Origin of the sequence: Pseudomonas sp. 8 R 14 (assembly GCF_900005955.1) — a bacterium.
GTDB classification, from domain to species: domain Bacteria; phylum Pseudomonadota; class Gammaproteobacteria; order Pseudomonadales; family Pseudomonadaceae; genus Aquipseudomonas; species Aquipseudomonas marginalis.
In genome coordinates, this window is sequence record NZ_CVTH01000092.1 from 288,372 (window position 1) to 305,828 (window position 17,457).

16 protein-coding genes are annotated in these 17,457 nt (G+C 61.0%); 5 read left to right on the plus strand and 11 right to left on the minus strand.

Annotated elements, in window-relative coordinates; translation table 11 throughout:
• Nucleotides 1–32 precede the first annotated feature (32 nt).
• Nucleotides 33–932, plus strand: a complete 900-nt coding sequence (locus BFQ01_RS30935; protein WP_065928276.1) for a polysaccharide deacetylase family protein — start codon at nt 33–35, stop codon at nt 930–932.
• 119 nt (nt 933–1,051) lie between these two features.
• Entirely contained in the window at nt 1,052–2,617 is a 1,566-nt protein-coding gene (locus BFQ01_RS30940) for a M91 family zinc metallopeptidase (protein ID WP_083244961.1), read from the plus strand.
• Between the two features lie 5 nt (nt 2,618–2,622).
• On the opposite strand, the gene pcaC is transcribed toward BFQ01_RS30940, so the two are convergent.
• The 11 genes from pcaC to pcaR all read right to left on the minus strand — a co-directional run bounded on the left by pcaC (nt 2,623) and on the right by pcaR (nt 13,519).
• Nucleotides 2,623–3,021 carry a 4-carboxymuconolactone decarboxylase gene (gene pcaC, locus BFQ01_RS30945; protein WP_065928295.1) on the minus strand — a complete coding sequence of 133 codons (399 nt, stop codon included), beginning with the start codon at nt 3,019–3,021 and terminating at the stop codon, nt 2,623–2,625.
• 270 nt (nt 3,022–3,291) lie between these two features.
• On the minus strand, nt 3,292–4,083 hold the full coding sequence (gene pcaD, locus BFQ01_RS30950; RefSeq protein ID WP_065928277.1) for a 3-oxoadipate enol-lactonase: 792 nt from the start codon (nt 4,081–4,083) through the stop codon (nt 3,292–3,294).
• 10 nt (nt 4,084–4,093) lie between these two features.
• On the minus strand, nt 4,094–5,458 hold the full coding sequence (locus BFQ01_RS30955) for a 3-carboxy-cis,cis-muconate cycloisomerase (protein WP_065928278.1): 1,365 nt from the start codon (nt 5,456–5,458) through the stop codon (nt 4,094–4,096).
• 10 nt (nt 5,459–5,468) lie between these two features.
• Nucleotides 5,469–6,764 (minus strand): MFS family transporter, encoded by a 1,296-nt coding sequence (locus tag BFQ01_RS30960; protein WP_065928279.1) that lies wholly within the window; start codon nt 6,762–6,764, stop codon nt 5,469–5,471.
• Nucleotides 6,765–6,918: 154 nt separating this feature from the next.
• Entirely contained in the window at nt 6,919–7,485 is a 567-nt protein-coding gene (pcaG, locus tag BFQ01_RS30965) for a protocatechuate 3,4-dioxygenase subunit alpha (protein WP_065928280.1), read from the minus strand.
• 1 nt (nt 7,486) lies between these two features.
• Nucleotides 7,487–8,191 carry a protocatechuate 3,4-dioxygenase subunit beta gene (gene pcaH / locus BFQ01_RS30970; protein WP_065928281.1) on the minus strand — a complete coding sequence of 235 codons (705 nt, stop codon included), beginning with the start codon at nt 8,189–8,191 and terminating at the stop codon, nt 7,487–7,489.
• 17 nt (nt 8,192–8,208) lie between these two features.
• Entirely contained in the window at nt 8,209–9,411 is a 1,203-nt protein-coding gene (gene pcaF / locus BFQ01_RS30975; protein ID WP_176718774.1) for a 3-oxoadipyl-CoA thiolase, read from the minus strand.
• Nucleotides 9,408–10,187 carry a CoA-transferase subunit beta gene (locus BFQ01_RS30980; RefSeq protein ID WP_065928283.1) on the minus strand — a complete coding sequence of 260 codons (780 nt, stop codon included), beginning with the start codon at nt 10,185–10,187 and terminating at the stop codon, nt 9,408–9,410. Before BFQ01_RS30980 ends, pcaF begins: the two co-directional genes overlap by 4 nt.
• A complete protein-coding gene (locus BFQ01_RS30985) occupies nt 10,187–11,044 on the minus strand; it encodes a CoA transferase subunit A (RefSeq protein ID WP_065928284.1) in 858 nt (285 codons plus the stop codon). The genes BFQ01_RS30980 and BFQ01_RS30985 overlap by 1 nt, the downstream gene beginning before the upstream one ends.
• 146 nt (nt 11,045–11,190) lie before the next feature.
• Nucleotides 11,191–12,531, minus strand: coding sequence for an MFS transporter (locus BFQ01_RS30990; RefSeq protein WP_065928285.1), 1,341 nt, complete (start codon nt 12,529–12,531; stop codon nt 11,191–11,193).
• Nucleotides 12,532–12,676: 145 nt separating this feature from the next.
• Entirely contained in the window at nt 12,677–13,519 is an 843-nt protein-coding gene (pcaR, locus tag BFQ01_RS30995) for a pca regulon transcriptional regulator PcaR (RefSeq protein ID WP_025855315.1), read from the minus strand.
• A gap of 558 nt (nt 13,520–14,077) precedes the next feature.
• Here pcaR and BFQ01_RS31000 point away from each other — a divergent pair.
• From BFQ01_RS31000 to BFQ01_RS31010, 3 genes are all read left to right on the plus strand, one after another.
• Entirely contained in the window at nt 14,078–14,278 is a 201-nt protein-coding gene (locus BFQ01_RS31000) for a hypothetical protein (protein ID WP_003172389.1), read from the plus strand.
• A gap of 312 nt (nt 14,279–14,590) precedes the next feature.
• The gene (locus tag BFQ01_RS31005) at nt 14,591–16,066 is read left to right on the plus strand and encodes an inorganic phosphate transporter (RefSeq protein WP_065928286.1); all 1,476 of its coding nucleotides are present in this window, start codon (nt 14,591–14,593) and stop codon (nt 16,064–16,066) included.
• 179 nt (nt 16,067–16,245) lie between these two features.
• Complete coding sequence (locus tag BFQ01_RS31010) at nt 16,246–17,451, plus strand: ISL3 family transposase (protein WP_065924102.1); 1,206 nt, start codon at nt 16,246–16,248, stop codon at nt 17,449–17,451.
• The last annotated feature ends 6 nt before the right edge of the window (nt 17,452–17,457 follow it).

The window sequence follows — 17,457 nt, forward strand, 5'->3', positions numbered from 1 at the left end:
GCAGCGGCCTCTTATCCGAGCCTGCGCACACCATGAAATCCTTTGCCATCGCATCCGCCGTGCTGGCCCTGGCCTTGAGCCTCAGCGGCTGTATCGGCGCGCCCATTGCCCTGACCGCGCAGACCGAGCAACGCCTGCAAGCCCAGGCGCCGATCCGTTTTTTGCTGACCTTCGATGACGGCCCCAGCGCCTCGGGCTACGACAACCCCAGCCGTTCAGTGATCGCCGACCTGGCGCACAACCCGGTGCTGCCGGGGATCAAGGCGGTGTTCTTCCTGCAGACCGAATCGTCGCGTTCCGGCGGCAGCTCGCGGGGGCGCAAGACGATGGAGCGTGAATACGCCGGCGGGCATGTGCTGGCTTTTCACACTGCCACGACCTTTCATACCAACCACCGCTGGCTGAATGATGCCGAGCTGGAACGCACCCTCAGTCAGGGCGCGAGCGATATCGCCTCGATCACCGGCGCGCCGCCCGTGCTGGTCCGCCCGCCGTTCTGGAACTACGACCGGCGCACCTTCGCCGCCTACCAGCGCCATGACATGCAGGTCCTGCTGACCGACCTGAGCGCCAATGACGGCAAGATCTGGGGCTTCAATGGCAGCCCAAGGCGCCGCGCCAACCTGTATCGACAACTGTCGGTGGTGCGCGAGCGCATCGCGCTGGGGGAGCTACCGACGGTGGACGGTGTGATTCCGGTGGTGGTGACCTTCCACGATATCAACCGCTATACCGCGCGGCATATGCAGGAATACCTGCAGATCCTGCTGGACAGCGCACGAGTCAATGGCATGAAGACCGCAACCGAACCGTTCTACACCGATACGGCCGCCCTGCAACGCGCGGCATTGGCGCGTACGGTCAAAGACGTGAATGAAGCAGTGCATCTGCCGGGCGTGTGGAATTGGGTGTGGGACGCCGACTCCCATTAACTCCAGGCCGTTCTTAAGGCATGCAATATCAAGACAGCGTTTGACTGCTTTTTCCTTGGAACAGCATTTCCCCTCCCGCCACTCAAAGGAACGCCCGCCAACCACGATCGAGTCCAACCATGACTATCTCTGCGTCCATGCCCGTGCTGACGAACTACACCAACAGCCCATCACCGGCAACGCCAGAACCCCCCGTCCACATCAAATACAAACGCCCTGACTCCGATGCCCTGACTCCCTCCTCCCGGCCGTCTCCCGAAGTCGCCCTGGGACACAAAAGCTACGTAAACAGCGAGGTCCTGTTTCAGGACAAACACGTAAAAATCTCCCAGGAGGTTGAATTCAGCGCCGCACAAAACGGCGACGTCGGCACAATATTCAGTCAAATCGTATTGGAAACCGGCAACCGTGCAGACCGGGTGAACATCACCCGTACCTCCGATGGAAAGCTGCTCGCTACCGTCAACGATAAAGCCTACACCCTTGAGCTGCTCAATCGCCCCGAGCTGGGCATGGTCCAGCCCCTGTATATCAAGACCCACGGCGGCAACGACTGTGTGGTGGTGGCTCCGGACGTGACGACGCCCATCAGGATCGACCTCGGAGACGGTGACGACTACGCCCGTGGCGGTGGTGGTACCACCCAAATCAAGGGCGGCGCGGGCGACGACTTTATCGAAATGGGCAAGGGCCGTGGAGTCGCATCGGGCGGAGAAGGCAACGACACGCTGGTCGCGGGCAGTGGTAGCAGTGCGCTTTATGGCGGCAATGGTAATGACCGTCTGCAGGCCCTGGAAGGACCTGTCGGTCGAATCGTGCATATGGATGGAGGTCGTGGTCATGACTTCATGATCGCCAAAAATGGCCACACCGTGATGCACGGTGGCGGTGGTGACAACCTGATGGTCAGTCTTGGCAGCTCGGTCATTTACACCGGCAGAGGTCATAACAACGTGAGGTCTCACCATGACAACACGGTTATCTACGCCAAACCTTCGGATAATGTGATCCGCTCACTCAGCTCACGCAGGTTTGATGTAACGCCCAGTGACGCCGGCAAAACAGCCTATCTGGTCGAGGGTTCCGCCGAGTTCAGACAGCGGGTCGAAGACGATCTGGAGCTATTGAGAATGTCGCCCATAGGCCAGCAGTCGTTGAAGAAAGAGGACGAATTGGCGGCACGCAACAACGCGCCAGTCACCCTGCGCGAGCTGGACACCCGTGATGACATGACCTACGGCTTCAACACCCAAGCCATTCAACGGTATCTTCAAGCAGGCGGCGACGTCGAATCACTGACCGATTCACAGTTGGGTTACATCGTGGAGGGTGAACCGGGAGAAACGGCTGACCTGGGCACGATCAATTACAACCCGATGTATATGTATGACGACAGATCTCCCCCGATCACCAGCCTCGCTCATGAGAGGGGACACGCATTCGCGGGTGCCACAGGTCAAAATCTAAAGGGAGAAACTGCAACACCCGACACTCACCAGGAACGCGAACCCAACATAGAGCGGCAGGCGATCGGTCTGCAAACGGCAGTCCCCCCGGTTGATTTCGACGGCGACCCCAGCACCGCGAAAACCACCACCAATCCACGGGAATTTACCGAAAACGGCCTGAAAGAAGAGATGGGGCTTCCGTTGCGCAAGAGGGTCTACACGACAAGGCTGGCCTGAGCCTGTTACTTCGGCGGGCGGGATTCTACCCCCAGTTCATCCCACACTGATTCAGCCAGGTGGAACGTTGCATTCGCCGCCGGGATCCCGCAATAGATCGCGCTCTGCATCAGCACTTCCTTGATCTCGGCACGGGTAACGCCGTTGCTGGCGGCGGCGCGCAGGTGCAGCTTGAGTTCTTCGCTGCGGTTCATGCCGATCAGCATGGCGATGGTGATCAGGCTGCGGGTGTGGCGAGGCAGCCCGGGGCGGGTCCAGATGTCACCCCAGGCGTGGCGGGTGATCATGTCCTGGAACTCGCTGTTGAACTCGGTCAGCGCGTTGAGGCTGCGGTCGACATGGGCATCGCCCAGCACTTCGCGGCGCACCTGCAGGCCGTCGGCATAACGTTGTTTCTCGTCCACAAAAAACTCCTGGTTCAATAAGATTTCAACTCGATGACCTGTGGCGAGCGGGCTTCTTGTGGTGAGCGGGCTTGCCCCGCGCTGGGCTGCGAAGCAGCCCCAATACGGACGCCGAATTATTTCAGACAGACCGTGGCGCCTGATTTGGGGCCGCTTCGCGCCCCAACGCGGGGCAAGCCCGCTCACCACAGGAAGCCCGCTCACCACAAGAAGCGCGCTCACCACAGGAAGCCCACTTGCCACAACAAGCCAGTTGCCACAACAGCGGCCTCAGCGGGCCAGCAGGAATTTGATAACCCGATCACTGAACGCAGCACCGGCCTGCACATTGGACAGGTGCGCCGCGTAGAACTCGGCGTACTCGGCGCCCTGCACATGGTGCTGGATAAAGTGACCACCGGCCGGTGGCGTGACGGCATCTTCAGTGCCGGCAATCACCAGGGTTGGCGCCTTGATCTTCGACAACTGCTCACGGAAATCGGCATCACGCACGGCGGCGCAGTTGGCCGCGTAACCTGGGGGCGAAGTCGCGGCAAGCATGTCGGTGATCTGCTTGGCCTGGTGCGGGTTGGCTGCCGCAAAATCGGCGGTGAACCAACGCGCAATCGACGCATCGCGCAAGGCCACCATGGCCGCCGCGCCATCACGCTGGACCATCTCGATCCGTGGGTTCCAGATCTCCGGCGTGCCGATTTTGGCGGCGGTGTTGCACACCACCAGGCGCTGCAGGCGCTCACCGGCATTAATCCCCAGCCATTGGCCGATCAAGCCACCCATGGACAGCCCGCAAAAATGTGCACGCTGAATATCCAGCGCATCCAGCAGTGCGATCACGTCGAGGCCCAACTGCTCGATGCTGTACGGTCCCTCGGTCACCAGGGATTTGCCGTGGCCACGGGTGTCGAAACGCAACACCCGGAAATGCTCGGTAAACGCCGGGATCTGGATGTCCCACATATGCAGGTCGGTACCCAGCGAGTTGGACAGCACCAGCACCGGTGCGTCCAGGGGGCCATCGAGTTGGTAATGCAGTTCGCCCTCGGCGAGTTGTACGAAAGCCACAGCGTTCTCCTTAGGCGGTCAATGCAAAGTGTTCGGTGACAGCGCGAGTGACCCAGGTGTGCGCCTGGCCCAGGTAGTGGGCCGGGTCGAGCAGGCGGTCCAACTCAGGGGCGGACAACTCGGCGGTGACCTGCGGTTCGTCCGCCAGCACCGCGCGCAAGTGGCGCCCTTCTGCGACGGCGCGTTTGCAGCATTGCTCCAGCAGGTGGTGCGCGGTTTCCCGGCCCAGGCGTTGAGCCAGCACGATGCTGACGGCTTCGGCCAGCACCAGCCCTTGGGTCAGGTCGAGGTTGTGGGCCATGCGTCCGGGGTCGACTTCCAACCCTTCGCTCACCAGCAGCGCTTGTTTCAGGGCCCCGGACACCAGGCGGCAAATCTCCGGCAAGGTTTCCCATTCGGCGTGCCACAGGCCCAGGCTGCGTTCATGTTCCTGGGGCATGGCGCTGAACATCGTCGCCACCAGGCCGGGCACGCGCGTGGCGGTGCTGATCAGCACAGCGGCGCCCACCGGGTTGCGTTTGTGCGGCATGGTCGACGAACCGCCCTTGCCGGGCGCCGACGGCTCGAACACTTCGGCCGCTTCGGTTTGCATCAGCAGGCTGATATCGCGACCCAGTTTGCCGAGGCTGCCGGCGATCAGGCCCAGGACGGAGGCGAACTCCACCAGACGATCCCGTTGGGTGTGCCAGGGTTGTTCAGGCAAGCTCAGTTGCAACTCCGACGCCAGCGCCTCGGCAACCGGCATGGCGTGTTCACCGAGTGCCGCCAACGTCCCGGACGCGCCGCCGAATTGCAGCACCAGCAAACGCGGTTGCAGTTCTTTCAAACGCTGGCGACTGCGCGTCACCGCGCCCAGCCAACCGGCAATCTTCATCCCCAGGGTGACCGGCGTCGCGTGTTGTAACCAAGTACGCCCGGCCAACGGCGTCGTCGCATAACGCTGGGCCTGGGCGGCCAGCACATCGCCCAGACGCGCCAGATCCGTTTCGATCAACCCCAGGGCCCGGCGCAGTTGCAGCACCAGCCCGGTGTCCATCACATCCTGGCTGGTCGCGCCCAAGTGCACGTAGCGCTCGGCCCCGGCATCCCCGCTGGCAATCAACTTGCCCAGCGCCTTCACCAGCGGAATCGCCGAATTCCCCGCCGTGGCAATCGCCACACCGAGGGCATCCACGTCGTACAGCGACGCCAGGCAGGCCTGGGCAATCGGCGCCACGGCCGCCTGCGGGATCAACCCGACCCGGGCCTGCGCCCGGGCGAGCGCGGCTTCGAAATCGAGCATGCCCTGCAGGCGTCCCTGGTCGCAGAACACCTCGGCCATGCTGTCAGCAGTGAAGTAAGCGTCGAACAGTTGATTGCTCGTGCGCAGTGTCATAACTCATCCCTTACAAATCGTGATGCAGGTACGCCGCCTGTTTCGGCAGGCGCAAGCTGAACAGGAAGGCCACCGCCATCATCGCGGTGACGTACCAATAGAAGGTGTTTTCCATGCCGATGGATTTCAGGCTCAGCGCGACGACTTCCGCCGAACCACCAAACACCGCGTTGGCAACCGCATACGCCAGCCCCACGCCCAAAGCGCGCACCTGAGGCGGGAACATCTCCGCTTTGACCAGCCCGCTGATGGAGGTGTAGAAGCTGACAATCGCCAGGGCCAGGGTGATCAGTACAAACGCCAGGAACGGGCTGGTGACGGTTTTCAAGGTCAGCAGGATCGGCACGGTGAACAGGGTGCCAAGGCCTGCGAACCAGAGCATCGAATTACGTCGGCCGATCTTGTCCGCCAACATACCGAAGAGCGGCTGCATGCACATATAGAGGAACAGTGCGCCGGTCATGATGTAGCTCGACGTCTTGGCGTGCATGCCCACGGTGTTCACCAGGTACTTTTGCATGTAAGTGGTGAAGGTGTAGAAAATCAGCGAGCCGCCGGCGGTGTAGCCGAGCACCGTAACGAACGCTTTGCCGTGGTCGCGAAACAGCGCGACGATGCTGCCGGCGTCCTTGTCTTCACGTATTTCCTTGCTGGTGGTTTCCTTGAGGGTACGGCGCAGCAACAAGGAGATCACCGCGGCAATGGCGCCGATCACGAACGGAATCCGCCAACCCCAGGCCCGCAGTTCTTCCTCAGTGAGGATCTGTTGCAGGATCACCACCACCAGCACCGCCAACAGTTGGCCACCGATCAGGGTCACGTACTGGAACGAGGCAAAAAACCCACGCTGGCCCTTGAGCGCGACTTCACTCATGTAGGTGGCGGTGGTGCCATATTCGCCCCCCACCGACAGGCCCTGGAACAGCCGCGCCACCAGCAGCAGGGCCGGGGCCCAGGCGCCGATGTCTTTGTAGGTGGGCAAAAAGGCGATGACCAGGGAGCCGGCGCACATCATCAGCACCGAGATCATCATCGAATTCTTGCGTCCGTGCTTGTCGGCGACCCGGCCGAACAGCCAGCCGCCGATGGGGCGCATCAGGAAGCCGGCAGCGAACACGCCAGCGGTGTTGAGCAGTTGGACCGTGGGGTCATCCGACGGAAAAAACGCCGGGGCGAAGTAAATGGCGCAGAAGGCATAGACGTAGAAGTCGAACCATTCGACCAGGTTGCCGGAGGAGGCACCGACAATCGCAAAGATCCGTTTGCTGCGCTCTTCTCCGGTGTAGTGACTGGTGGTTGTTGTCATGGTTTTTCACTCAGTGGGAACGGTTATAGCCTAGACATACTTTGCAACAACCGGAGGTAGTTGCAAGCAGCAAGCTATAAGCTGCAAGAGAAAAACCGACGCGGTCACTGCTCTTCCTTGTAGCTTGCAGCTTGAAACTTACCGCTGCTACCGATCAATAATCGAAGAACACCGTCTCCTTATCTGTGCCCTGCAAAATCACATTCCACTGATGTACACCCGCCGCATCCCGCTTGGCAATCAACGTGCCGCGCCGCTCGGCAGGCACACAGGCCAGTAACGGGTCGTCCCCGTTCAACGCCTCGCCCTCGAAATAAATCCGCGTCAGCAGGTGCTTCACCAGCCCACGGGCAAACACCAGCACCACCAGGTGCGGCGCCTGGGTCGTGCCTTGCAGGCCCGGCACGCTGCCCGGCTTGATCGTGGTAAAGCGGAAGCGCCCTTCGGCATCCACCGGCACCCGGCCAAAGCCTTCGAAGTTCGGGTCGAGCGCCTTGTCCTGCTCATCTTCAGGGTGGTCGTACTTGCCGGCGGCGTTGGCCTGCCAGACTTCGAGCATGGCGTCGTTGACAACATCACCGTTGCCGTCCACCACTTGCCCGCTGATCGCCACGCGCTCGCCAAGGGTGGCGGCGACGGTCAAGTCTTCGCGGTTCAGCCAGGTCAGGCCGATGTGGTAGTACGGCCCGACGGTGTGGGACGTGGTCGCGTTGAGTGTCATCTCATTTCTCCATCGGCGTGGCGTCGCGGCCGCGCAGGACGATGTCCCAGCGGTAGCCGAGGGCATAGGAAGGAATGGTCTTTTCCAGATCGAAACGGGCGATCAGGCGTTCCTTGGCGCTGGTATCCGGTACGCAGTTGTAGATCGGGTCGTATTCCAGCAGCGGGTCGCCGGGGAAATACATCTGCGTCACCAGGCGCGTCAGTACGCTCGGGCCAAACAGCGAAAAATGGATATGCGCCGGGCGCCACGCGTTGTGGTGGTTGCCCCACGGGTAGGCGCCGGGCTTGATGGTCTGGAACTGGTACCAGCCATCGGCGTCGGTGACGGTGCGCCCGGTGCCGGTGAAGTTCGGGTCCAGCGGCGCATCGTGCAGGTCACGTTTGTGGTTGTAGCGACCGGCGGCGTTGGCCTGCCAGATCTCCACGAGGATGCCCGGCACCGGCAGGCCGTTTTCATCCAGCACGCGGCCGTGAATGATGATGCGTTCGCCCAGGGGCTCGCCGTCGTGTTGGGCGGTGAGGTCGTTGTCCTTCTCGCTGAGGCGTTCGGCGCCGATGGTCGGGCCGGTGATTTCCGACAAGGAATGAGGCAGGAACACCAACGGCTGGGACGGCGAACGCAGGTTCGTCGACTGGTAGGCCGGGTGCAGGTAATCAGGCTGAGTGCCCGCTTGCGGGCGCCGGTAACCGGGCTTGTCACTCATGGAGCAGTCCTCTCTTATTAGATGCGTTCAATCGCCAGGGCCAGGCCTTGGCCGACGCCCACGCACATGGTCGCCAGGCCTTTACGGCCGCCGGTTTTTTCCAACTGATGCAGGGCCGTCAGTACCAGCCGCGCACCGCTCATGCCCAAGGGGTGGCCCAGTGCGATGGCGCCACCGTTCGGGTTGACCTGGGGTGCGTCGTCGGCGATGCCCAGTTCACGCAGCACCGCCAGGCCTTGGCTGGCGAAGGCTTCGTTGAGTTCGATCACATCGAAGTCAGTGACGGCCAGGCCCAGGCGCTCCACCAGCTTGCGCACCGCCGGCACCGGGCCCATGCCCATCACCCGTGGCGCGACAGCGGCGCTGGCCATGCCCAGCACGCGGGCGCGGGCAGTCAGGCCGTGTTTTTTAACCGCTTCGGCAGACGCCAGAATCAGCGCGGCCGCGCCGTCATTCACACCCGAGGAATTGCCGGCGGTGACGGTCTTGTCCGGGCCGTTGACCGGTTTGAGTTTGGCCAGGGCTTCAAGGGTGGTATCCCTGGGGTGCTCATCGTGCTCCACCACGGTTTCGCCTTTTTTATGGGCGACCCGTACCGGCACGATTTCTTCGGCGAAGAATCCGGCCGCCTGGGCGGCGGCGGTGCGTTGCTGGCTGCGCAGGGCAAAGGCGTCCTGGTCGGCGCGGGAGACCTGGTAGTCGTCGGCGACGTTATCGGCGGTCTGCGGCATGGCGTCCACGCCGTACTGGGCTTTCATCAACGGATTGATAAAACGCCAGCCGATGGTGGTGTCTTCCAGCTTCATGTTGCGCGAAAACGCCGCATCAGCCTTGCCCATCACGAACGGCGCACGGGACATCGACTCGACGCCACCGGCAATCGCCAGCTCCATTTCGCCGCTGGCGATAGCGCGAAACGCGGTGCCGATCGCATCCATGCCCGAGGCGCACAAACGGTTGAGGGTCACCCCCGGAATACTCTCCGGCAGGCCGGCCAGCAACAGCGCCATGCGGGCGACGTTGCGGTTGTCTTCACCGGCCTGGTTGGCGCAGCCGAGGAACACCTCGTCAACGGCCGACCAGTCCACGGAAGGGTTGCGCTCGATCAGCGCCTTGATCGGCACGGCTGCCAGGTCATCGGCGCGCACGCTGGACAGGCCCCCGCCAAAGCGGCCGATGGGGGTGCGAATCGCATCGCAGATAAACACCTCGCGCATCAGGCTTCTCCCGGTGCTTGGCCGTGGGCGGCGGCCGTGCGTGCTTCGAGGTCACGCAGGGCGGTCAACTCGACCTCGGTCGGCTCGGCGGTGGTGCTGACCTGCTCGGCAAATCGAACCGCCCAACCGGTGGCCGCTACGACTTGCTCGCGGGTCACCCCTGGGTGCAGGGCGGTGACCACGAATTCGTGGGTGCCCTCTTCCGGTTCCATGATGCACAGGTCGGTAATGATTCCGACAGGACCGGCACCCGGCAGACCCAGGCGTTTACGCGAATCCCCACCTTCGCCGTGGCCGACCGAGGTGATGAAGTCCAGCTTGTCGACAAACGAACGGGACGACTGCTTGAGGATGATCAGCACGCTCTTGGCCGAGCCGGCGATTTCCGGCGCGCCACCAGCGCCCGGCAGGCGCACCTTGGGTTGATGATAATCACCGACCACCGTGGTGTTGATGTTGCCGAAACGGTCGACTTGCGCGGCACCGAGGAAGCCCACGTCGATACGCCCGCCCTGCAGCCAGTAGCGAAAAATCTCGCCGGTCGGCACCACGGTGTCGGCGGTTTCCGCCAGCTCGCCATCACCGATCGACAGTGGCAATACGCTGGGCTTGGCGCCAATCGGGCCGGACTCATAGATCAGCACCACATCCGGCGACGAAGTCAGGCGTGCCAGGTTGGCGGCCTTGGACGGCAGGCCGATGCCCACAAAGCACACGGAGCCGTTCTTGAGGCGGCGCGCGGCGGCGACGGTCATCATTTCATTGGTCGAGTAAGCCATTACTTGGCCTCCTGCTGCGTGGTCAGCTTGGCCTGGAATTCACTGAAATCGGCAGTGCCGTGGATGTATTCATCCATCCAGGCGGTAAAGGTCCCACGGTCGCGGGCGATGGGGTCCCACGCCTGGTAGAAGCGATTGTCACGCTCGTTGTAGCCGTGGGCGTAGGACGGATGGGCACCACCGGGTACGTGGCACACCGCAGTGAGGGCCCAGGTCGGCAGCACGCAGCTGTTCATCGGCGCGTTCAGGTCATCGACGATTTCTTCCACGGTGACGATGCAGCGCTTGGCCGCCAGGGCCGCTTCCTTCTGCACCCCAAGAATGCCCCAGAGCAACACGTTGCCCTTGCGATCAGCCTTTTGCGCGTGGATCACGGTGACGTCCGGACGCACCGACGGTACCGCTGCCAGCACTTCACCGGTGAACGGGCACGTCACGGTCTTAATCAGCGGGTTGACCTTGGGCAAGTCGGAACCCGCGTAGGCGCGCAGCACCGCGAACGGCAGGCCCGATGCGCCGGCGACGTAGGCATTGGCCAGGTCGGCGTGGCTGTGTTCTTCGATTTCCAACGGTTGCGGCCATTGCTTCTCGACCGCGTCACGCAGGCGATGCAGGGAACCTACACCCGGGTTACCGCCCCAGGAGAAAATCAGCTTGCGCGCACACCCGGCACCGATCAACTGGTCGTAGATCAGGTCAGGCGTCATACGCACCAGCGTCAGGTCTTTCTTGCCCTGACGAATGATTTCATGACCCGCTGCCGTAGGGATCAGATGGGTGAAGCCTTCCAGTGCGACAGTGTCGCCGTCGTTCACGAATTGCTTCACCGCGTCACGCAGCGCAAGAATTTCAGCCATGGGGTTAGGCTCCCGGTGTGGATCGAAAAGGCGCTGAGGTGGCGCCGAAGTGCTTGAAGATTAAGCCGGGGAAATCGGCCAAACAATCCGATAATCGACTCCGCGTTCGATTATCGAACGGATTGTTGGCAGGCTATCGATTGATCTCAGGTCGCATCCGCATGGCTGACCATGCCTTTGATGACCACGGCTGTTGTGGCCAAAGCGGCCGGAATGACCAGGGCGGTGAGCACCTGCTCGAAGTTCCAGCCCAGGCCGAGCAAGGTGGCGCCCATCCACGCGCCGAGGATCGCGCCGAAACGGCCGATGCCGAGCATCCACGACACGCCGGTGGCGCGGCCTTGGGTTGGGTAGAAGCGCGCGGCCAGGGACGGCATCGCCGATTGCGCACCGTTGACGCACATCCCGGCGACCAGCACCAAGGTGGCCAATAGGGTGATATTGCCCAGGCTCTGCCCGACCGCGTAGGCAAACACCCCGGCCAGCAGGTAGAAAGTGCCGATGACCTTGTGGGGATTGAACCGGTCCATCGCCCATCCCACGCCGACGGCACTCAATACGCCACCAAACTGGAACAGCGCGCCGATAAACGCAGCCTGCTCCATGCTGGCGCCGCTGTCGCGCATCAGGGTCGGCAGCCAACTGGTCAGCAGGTACACGATCACCAGGCCCATGAAGTACGTCAGCCACAGCAGCAAGGTGCCGACGCTGTAGGTGCCCGAGAAAATCACCGCGAACACGTTGCGCGCCTTGACGGTTTTTTGTTCGGGCACGCTGAAGGCGGTGGCCTGGGCAACAATAGAGGGTTCGATGGGCGACAGCGTTTTGCGCACCTTGTCGGTGCCTCGGTTGCGCACCACCAGGAAACGCGCCGACTCCGGCAGCCACAGCATCAGCACCACCACCAGGATCAACGGCAGGATGCCGCCGATCATCAACAAGGCGTGCCAGCCGAACGCCGGGATCAGCTTGGCGGAGATAAACCCGCCACCGGCCATGCCCAGGTTGAAACCACAGAACATGCTGGTCACCAATAGCGACTTGTGGCGTTCAGGGGTGTATTCGGAGAGCAGGGTCGTCGCGTTCGGCATGCCGGCACCCAGGCCCAGCCCGGTGAGAAAACGCAGCACCAGCAATTGATCCACGCTGCTGCTGTAGGCCGAGGCCAGGCTGAACGCACCAAACACCAGCACCGCGCCCACCAGCACAACCTTGCGCCCGAAACGGTCAGCCAACGGTCCGGAACCCAGGGCGCCGAATACCATGCCGATCAACGCAGCGCTCATCACCGGGCCAAGGCTGGCGCGGTCGATGCCCCAGTCCTGTGACAGCGCGGGCGCGATAAAGCCCATGGCGGCGGTGTCGAGGCCATCGAGGAAAACAATGAGGAAACACAGGATCACCACGCGCCACTGGTAACGGGACAGTGGCTGGGTGTTGATAAAGGACTGCACGTCCAGGGTGGTACCGACAGAAGGCTGATTCATTATTCTTATTCCACACCGATGGCGGGCCAACGGCCTGGGGCCGTCATTATTATTGGGGCGCCCTCAAGAGCGCTGCCGCACAGTAATAAGCCGGGGGAAACATCGTCAATTGATCAAGCGGGGATCTGTGCGGTCACCGAACACCTTAGGCAAACAACTGCGCACTCAACTCACGGCTGGCACTGAGCATGCTCGGCAGGAAACGCTGCTCCAGCTCGCTGCGGCTGACCCGTCCAGCGTGAGTACTGACATTGAGCGCCGCCAGCACCTGGCCGGACGCGTCATACACCGGCACGGCGATGGAGCGCAGGCCCTGTTCCAGTTCCTGGTCGACAATGCACCAGCCCTGCTGACGCACTTGTTGCAGGCATTCGAACAAGGCTTCAGGGGTGGTCAGGGTGCGGCTGGTCTTGGTTTGCAGGTCGGCATGGTCGAGGTAGTCCTGCAGCGAGGCGTCATCCAATGCCGCGAGCAGGATGCGGCCCATGGAGGTGCAATAGGCCGGCAACCGTCCGCCCACCGACAGGTCCACGGAAATCAGGCGCTGGGTGGTGGCTGAACGGGCGATGTAGAGGATGTCGTCGCCTTCGAGGGTGGCCATGTTGCAGGCTTCGTGCAGTTGCTCGCTCATACGGTCCAGATAAGGCTGGGCCGATACCGCCAATGGCGTGGAGGACAGGTAGGCATGCCCCAGGGTCAGGACTTTGGGCAGCAATGAATAGGTGCGCCCATCGGTGGTGGCGTAGCCGAGCTTGATCAAGGTATGCAGGCAACGGCGTACGGCGGCGCGGGGGATCTCGGTGCGGTGGCTGATCTGGGCGATGGTCAGGTGGCGCTTGCGCTCCTGGAACGCCTGCACCACCGCCAGGCCGCGAGCCAGGGAGGTCATGAAGTCGGGGTCACCGGTAAACGCCTGGATACGCTTGGCCGGCGAGGCAACGATCGGCGGCGCCACTGACGCGAAAGAGTTGCGCAATTGATCGTTCATGCCAGGTTCCTTTCTCTTATTGTCAACCGCAGGGGATTGGGCTGCTATTACAAGCCGGGCCGGCCGTGATGCACAAGGCAGGCCCCGCAACATTGGGCGATTATCGGACAATCATGCGATTATCGCAATTTAGCGCTACGCCTGAGGGCGATCTATCAACCACGTCCCCGGCGATGTTAAGCCGTTAATTTAATAGCTTGTTTCCTTGTTGAGTTTATGACGCCAGAATTTCAGCAAATACTGACGCGTCGACGTAACAAAACACTCACACAAAGTTGACGCTTTTTAACTTTATGCCGATAGTGTTATTCAAATGCGCCGCTATAATGCATCCTGTGCGGAGGAGAGCCCGGTTTCATATTGAGGCTGGAACTCGCCAAACCATGCACAGGTCGTGCATGGACGATCGCAACTACCTGCCTGGAATGACCGCCCAACAGTGGCCTCCCGTTTTCATTCAAACTTGAACACTTCGTGGGTTCAAGTTGGAACAACCCGAGGGCGACATTCAGGCCAAACACTGCCATGTACTTACACCCAACTCAATTAGGTAACAACGTGACGAAAGATGAACTGCGCGCGGAACTTGAGCGCCAGGAGCAACGTTACAAGGACGTTTACGGCGGGGAAGTCACCACCTATGCCGCCCAGCCTGAACCTGAACGCAAACCATGGCGCAAGCGAGCCAGCCTGCTCGACCAGGCATTTGCCCAGGAAATCCAAAAGATTGAACAGGAACTCAAGGCCGAAGAGCCATAAGCGCTTCGGAGCGAGTCCAGGGCCCTGCCTGCAGCGATGCCATTTAGCCATCCTCCAGCCGACCTGAATCCCACCATCGTCTGTAAAATTTCATACAAATGTTTCAGGCATGACGATTTGGTGACAAAACCCTGTCCTTTCAGCCCTGGGCTTTATAAATCAAAGACTTGCCAAAGCCCCGAAAACCCTGGGATCGCCAGCTTTCGCCCATGGCGATTCGATGAAGATTGATACCGATGAGCAGCTAGTGCATCGATTACCGAGGTTTTCTGGCATAATCGCGCCCCCTTACGACCGGGTCAGAAAACCTTCATGATCGATTTATTCAGCGGACTGGATGCTTGGGTTCTCGTGAGCCTGTTGCTCGCCCTGGCCTTTGTCCTCGCCTTCGAGTTCATCAATGGCTTTCATGACACCGCTAACGCGGTGGCCACAGTCATCTATACCAAAGCCATGCCGCCGCATCTGGCCGTGTTCTTCTCCGGGGTGTTCAACTTCCTCGGCGTGTTGCTCGGTGGTGTCGGTGTCGCCTACGCCATCGTGCACCTGCTGCCCGTGGAGTTGCTGATCAATGTGAACACCGGCCATGGCTTGGCGATGGTCTTCTCGTTGTTAGCCGCGGCGATCACCTGGAACCTGGGCACCTGGTACTTCGGTATCCCCGCCTCCAGCTCCCACACCCTGATCGGTTCGATCCTCGGTGTCGGCCTGGCCAATGCCCTGATCAACGACATCCCCCTGGCTGACGGTGTGAACTGGCAGAAGGCCGTCGATATCGGCGCGTCCCTAGTGTTCTCGCCGATGGCCGGCTTCCTGGTCGCAGCCCTGGTGCTGATCGGCCTGAAATGGTGGCGCCCGTTGTCGAAGATGCACAAGACCCCGGACCAGCGCCGCAAGCTCGACGACAAGAAGCACCCGCCGTTCTGGAATCGCCTGGTCCTGGTGATTTCGGCCATGGCCGTGAGTTTTGTGCACGGTTCCAACGATGGCCAGAAGGGCATCGGCCTGATCATGCTGGTGCTGATCGGTATCGTGCCGGCGCAGTTCGTACTCGACCTGGGCAGCACCACCTACCAGATCGAGCGCACTCGCGACGCTACCGTGCATTTGAGCCAGTTCTACCAGCGTAACAACGCCACGCTCGGCGAATTCCTGGCACTGGGCAAAAGCGTGAAAGACGATCTGCCAGGCAAGTTTCAGTGCAACCCGCAGCAGACCGAGCCCACCATCAATGCGCTCGTCAGCACCTTGAAAGGTGTCTCCGACTACCACTCCCTGAACGCCGATCAACGTATCGAAGTTCGCCGCTACCTGCTGTGCCTGGACGACACCGCAAAGAAAGTTGGCAAGCTGCCAGGCCTTGATGCGCGTGAGAAGTCCGACCTCGACAAGCTACGCAAAGACCTGACCGCCACCACCGAGTACGCGCCGTTCTGGGTGATCCTCGCGGTCGCACTGGCCCTGGGCCTGGGCACCATGGTGGGCTGGAAGCGTGTGGTACTGACGATCGGTGAGAAGATCGGCAAGCAGGGCATGACCTATGCCCAGGGCATGTCGGCACAGATCACCACCGCCACGATGATTGGCTTTGCCAATATCTTCGCCCTGCCGGTCTCCACTACCCACGTACTGTCTTCCGGCGTGGCGGGCACCATGGTCGCCAACAAGAGCGGCCTGCAAGGTGGCACGGTCAAGACCATCCTGATGGCTTGGGTGTTGACCCTGCCTGCGACCGTAGGCCTCTCGGCCGGCTTGTTCTGGCTGGCCTCCAAGGCACTGGGCAACTGATAGCCAGGCGCTGACAAAAAAGGTGCGGCCTCTGTGAGGACCGCACCTTTTTTTATGAACCTGAAATGAACACCCAAAAAAAAGGTTCATCACGGAATCCCGGGAAACACAGAAACAAGAACGCCGATTTGATTGATGATGTTCGTGCGAGCAAACACATCTAAAAAACCGGCGTTCTTATGCGTGATATTAATACTTTCCTTCCTTTTTGGGAGGGCTTTTCTGTCGTCACGATCAAGCCCGATGGTGACGTTCTAAAGATCGATCTGATTCCCCACGCCACCCGATTCCCTTCCTGCGGCGGCTGCCAAAAACCTTGTTCAACCACTCATGAGTATTGCGAGCGAACCGTTCGTGATCTGCCCATTCTCGGTCGCGCGGTGCGCCTCAGCATTTTGCTCAGGCGTGTTGGCTGCCGCGACTGTGGAAAACGCATGGAGGCCGTCAGTTGGCTGGATCGCTATGCCCGCATGACGCGCCGCTTGGCCGAGGCGGTCATTCAGGCCTGCGAGCGCCTTCCCACCCTGCACGTGGCCCAGATGTTTGGACTGCATTGGGACACTGTTCGGTTGCTGGAGCGTCGAGCCTTGCAGGCGGTGTTGAGTGAGTTGCCGAAGGCGCAACCACGACGCCTGATCATGGACGAGTTCGCGTTATTCAAAGGTCATCGTTACGCCAGCGTTGTGCTGGATGCCGATACACGACGAGTGCTGTGGATCGGTGAAGGCCGTAGCCGAGCGGCAGTCAGGCCGTTCTTCGAGGAGCTGGGGCCGGAGGGCTGCGCTCGAATCGAAGCGGTGGCGATGGACATGAATACTGCTTTTGATCTGGAGGTTCGCCAGCATTGCCCGAAAGCGCGAGTGGTCTACGACCTTTTCCATGTGGTGGCCAAATATGGCCGAGAGGTGATTGATCGGGTCCGCGTCGACGAAGCTAATCGGCTGCGTCATAACAAGCCGGCTCGCAAGGTCATCAAGCAGGCACGATGGCTGTTGCTGCGTAACCCACAGAACCTGAAAACGCCGGAACAACAGGTCCATTTGCAGGATTTATTGGAGGCCAACCAATCGCTGATGACAGTTTATTTGATGAAGGCTGAACTCAAAACGCTCTGGACACCGAGCACTGCCTGGACCTGGAGATCGGCCTGGAAGCAATGGCTGCGCCATGCATATGAAAGTGAAATACCGGCTCTGATCCAGTTTGCCAAACGGCTAAAGGGTTATTGGCGGGGCATCGTCAGTCGGGTTCGCTGGCCGATGCACACCGGTCAGTTGGAAGGAATAAACAATCGAATAAAGGTCATCAAACGGATGGCGTACGGTTACCGGGATAGCGAATTCTTCTTCATGAAGATCAAGAGCGTCTTTCCCGGTAATCCGTGATGAACC

Bases quoted from the DNA above. Each gene is read 5' to 3' on its own strand.
- BFQ01_RS30935 (WP_065928276.1), top strand. From the start codon at position 33: ATGAAATCCTTTGCCATCGCATCCGCCGTGCTGGCCCTGGCCTTGAGC.
- BFQ01_RS30940 (WP_083244961.1), top strand. From the start codon at position 1,052: ATGACTATCTCTGCGTCCATGCCCGTGCTGACGAACTACACCAACAGC.
- BFQ01_RS30955 (WP_065928278.1), bottom strand. From the start codon at position 5,458: ATGACACTGCGCACGAGCAATCAACTGTTCGACGCTTACTTCACTGCT.
- BFQ01_RS30960 (WP_065928279.1), bottom strand. From the start codon at position 6,764: ATGACAACAACCACCAGTCACTACACCGGAGAAGAGCGCAGCAAACGG.
- pcaG (WP_065928280.1), bottom strand. From the start codon at position 7,485: ATGACACTCAACGCGACCACGTCCCACACCGTCGGGCCGTACTACCAC.
- pcaH (WP_065928281.1), bottom strand. From the start codon at position 8,191: ATGAGTGACAAGCCCGGTTACCGGCGCCCGCAAGCGGGCACTCAGCCT.
- BFQ01_RS30980 (WP_065928283.1), bottom strand. From the start codon at position 10,187: ATGGCTTACTCGACCAATGAAATGATGACCGTCGCCGCCGCGCGCCGC.
- BFQ01_RS30985 (WP_065928284.1), bottom strand. From the start codon at position 11,044: ATGGCTGAAATTCTTGCGCTGCGTGACGCGGTGAAGCAATTCGTGAAC.
- BFQ01_RS30990 (WP_065928285.1), bottom strand. From the start codon at position 12,531: ATGAATCAGCCTTCTGTCGGTACCACCCTGGACGTGCAGTCCTTTATC.
- pcaR (WP_025855315.1), bottom strand. From the start codon at position 13,519: ATGAACGATCAATTGCGCAACTCTTTCGCGTCAGTGGCGCCGCCGATC.
- BFQ01_RS31005 (WP_065928286.1), top strand. From the start codon at position 14,591: ATGATCGATTTATTCAGCGGACTGGATGCTTGGGTTCTCGTGAGCCTG.
- BFQ01_RS31010 (WP_065924102.1), top strand. From the start codon at position 16,246: ATGCGTGATATTAATACTTTCCTTCCTTTTTGGGAGGGCTTTTCTGTC.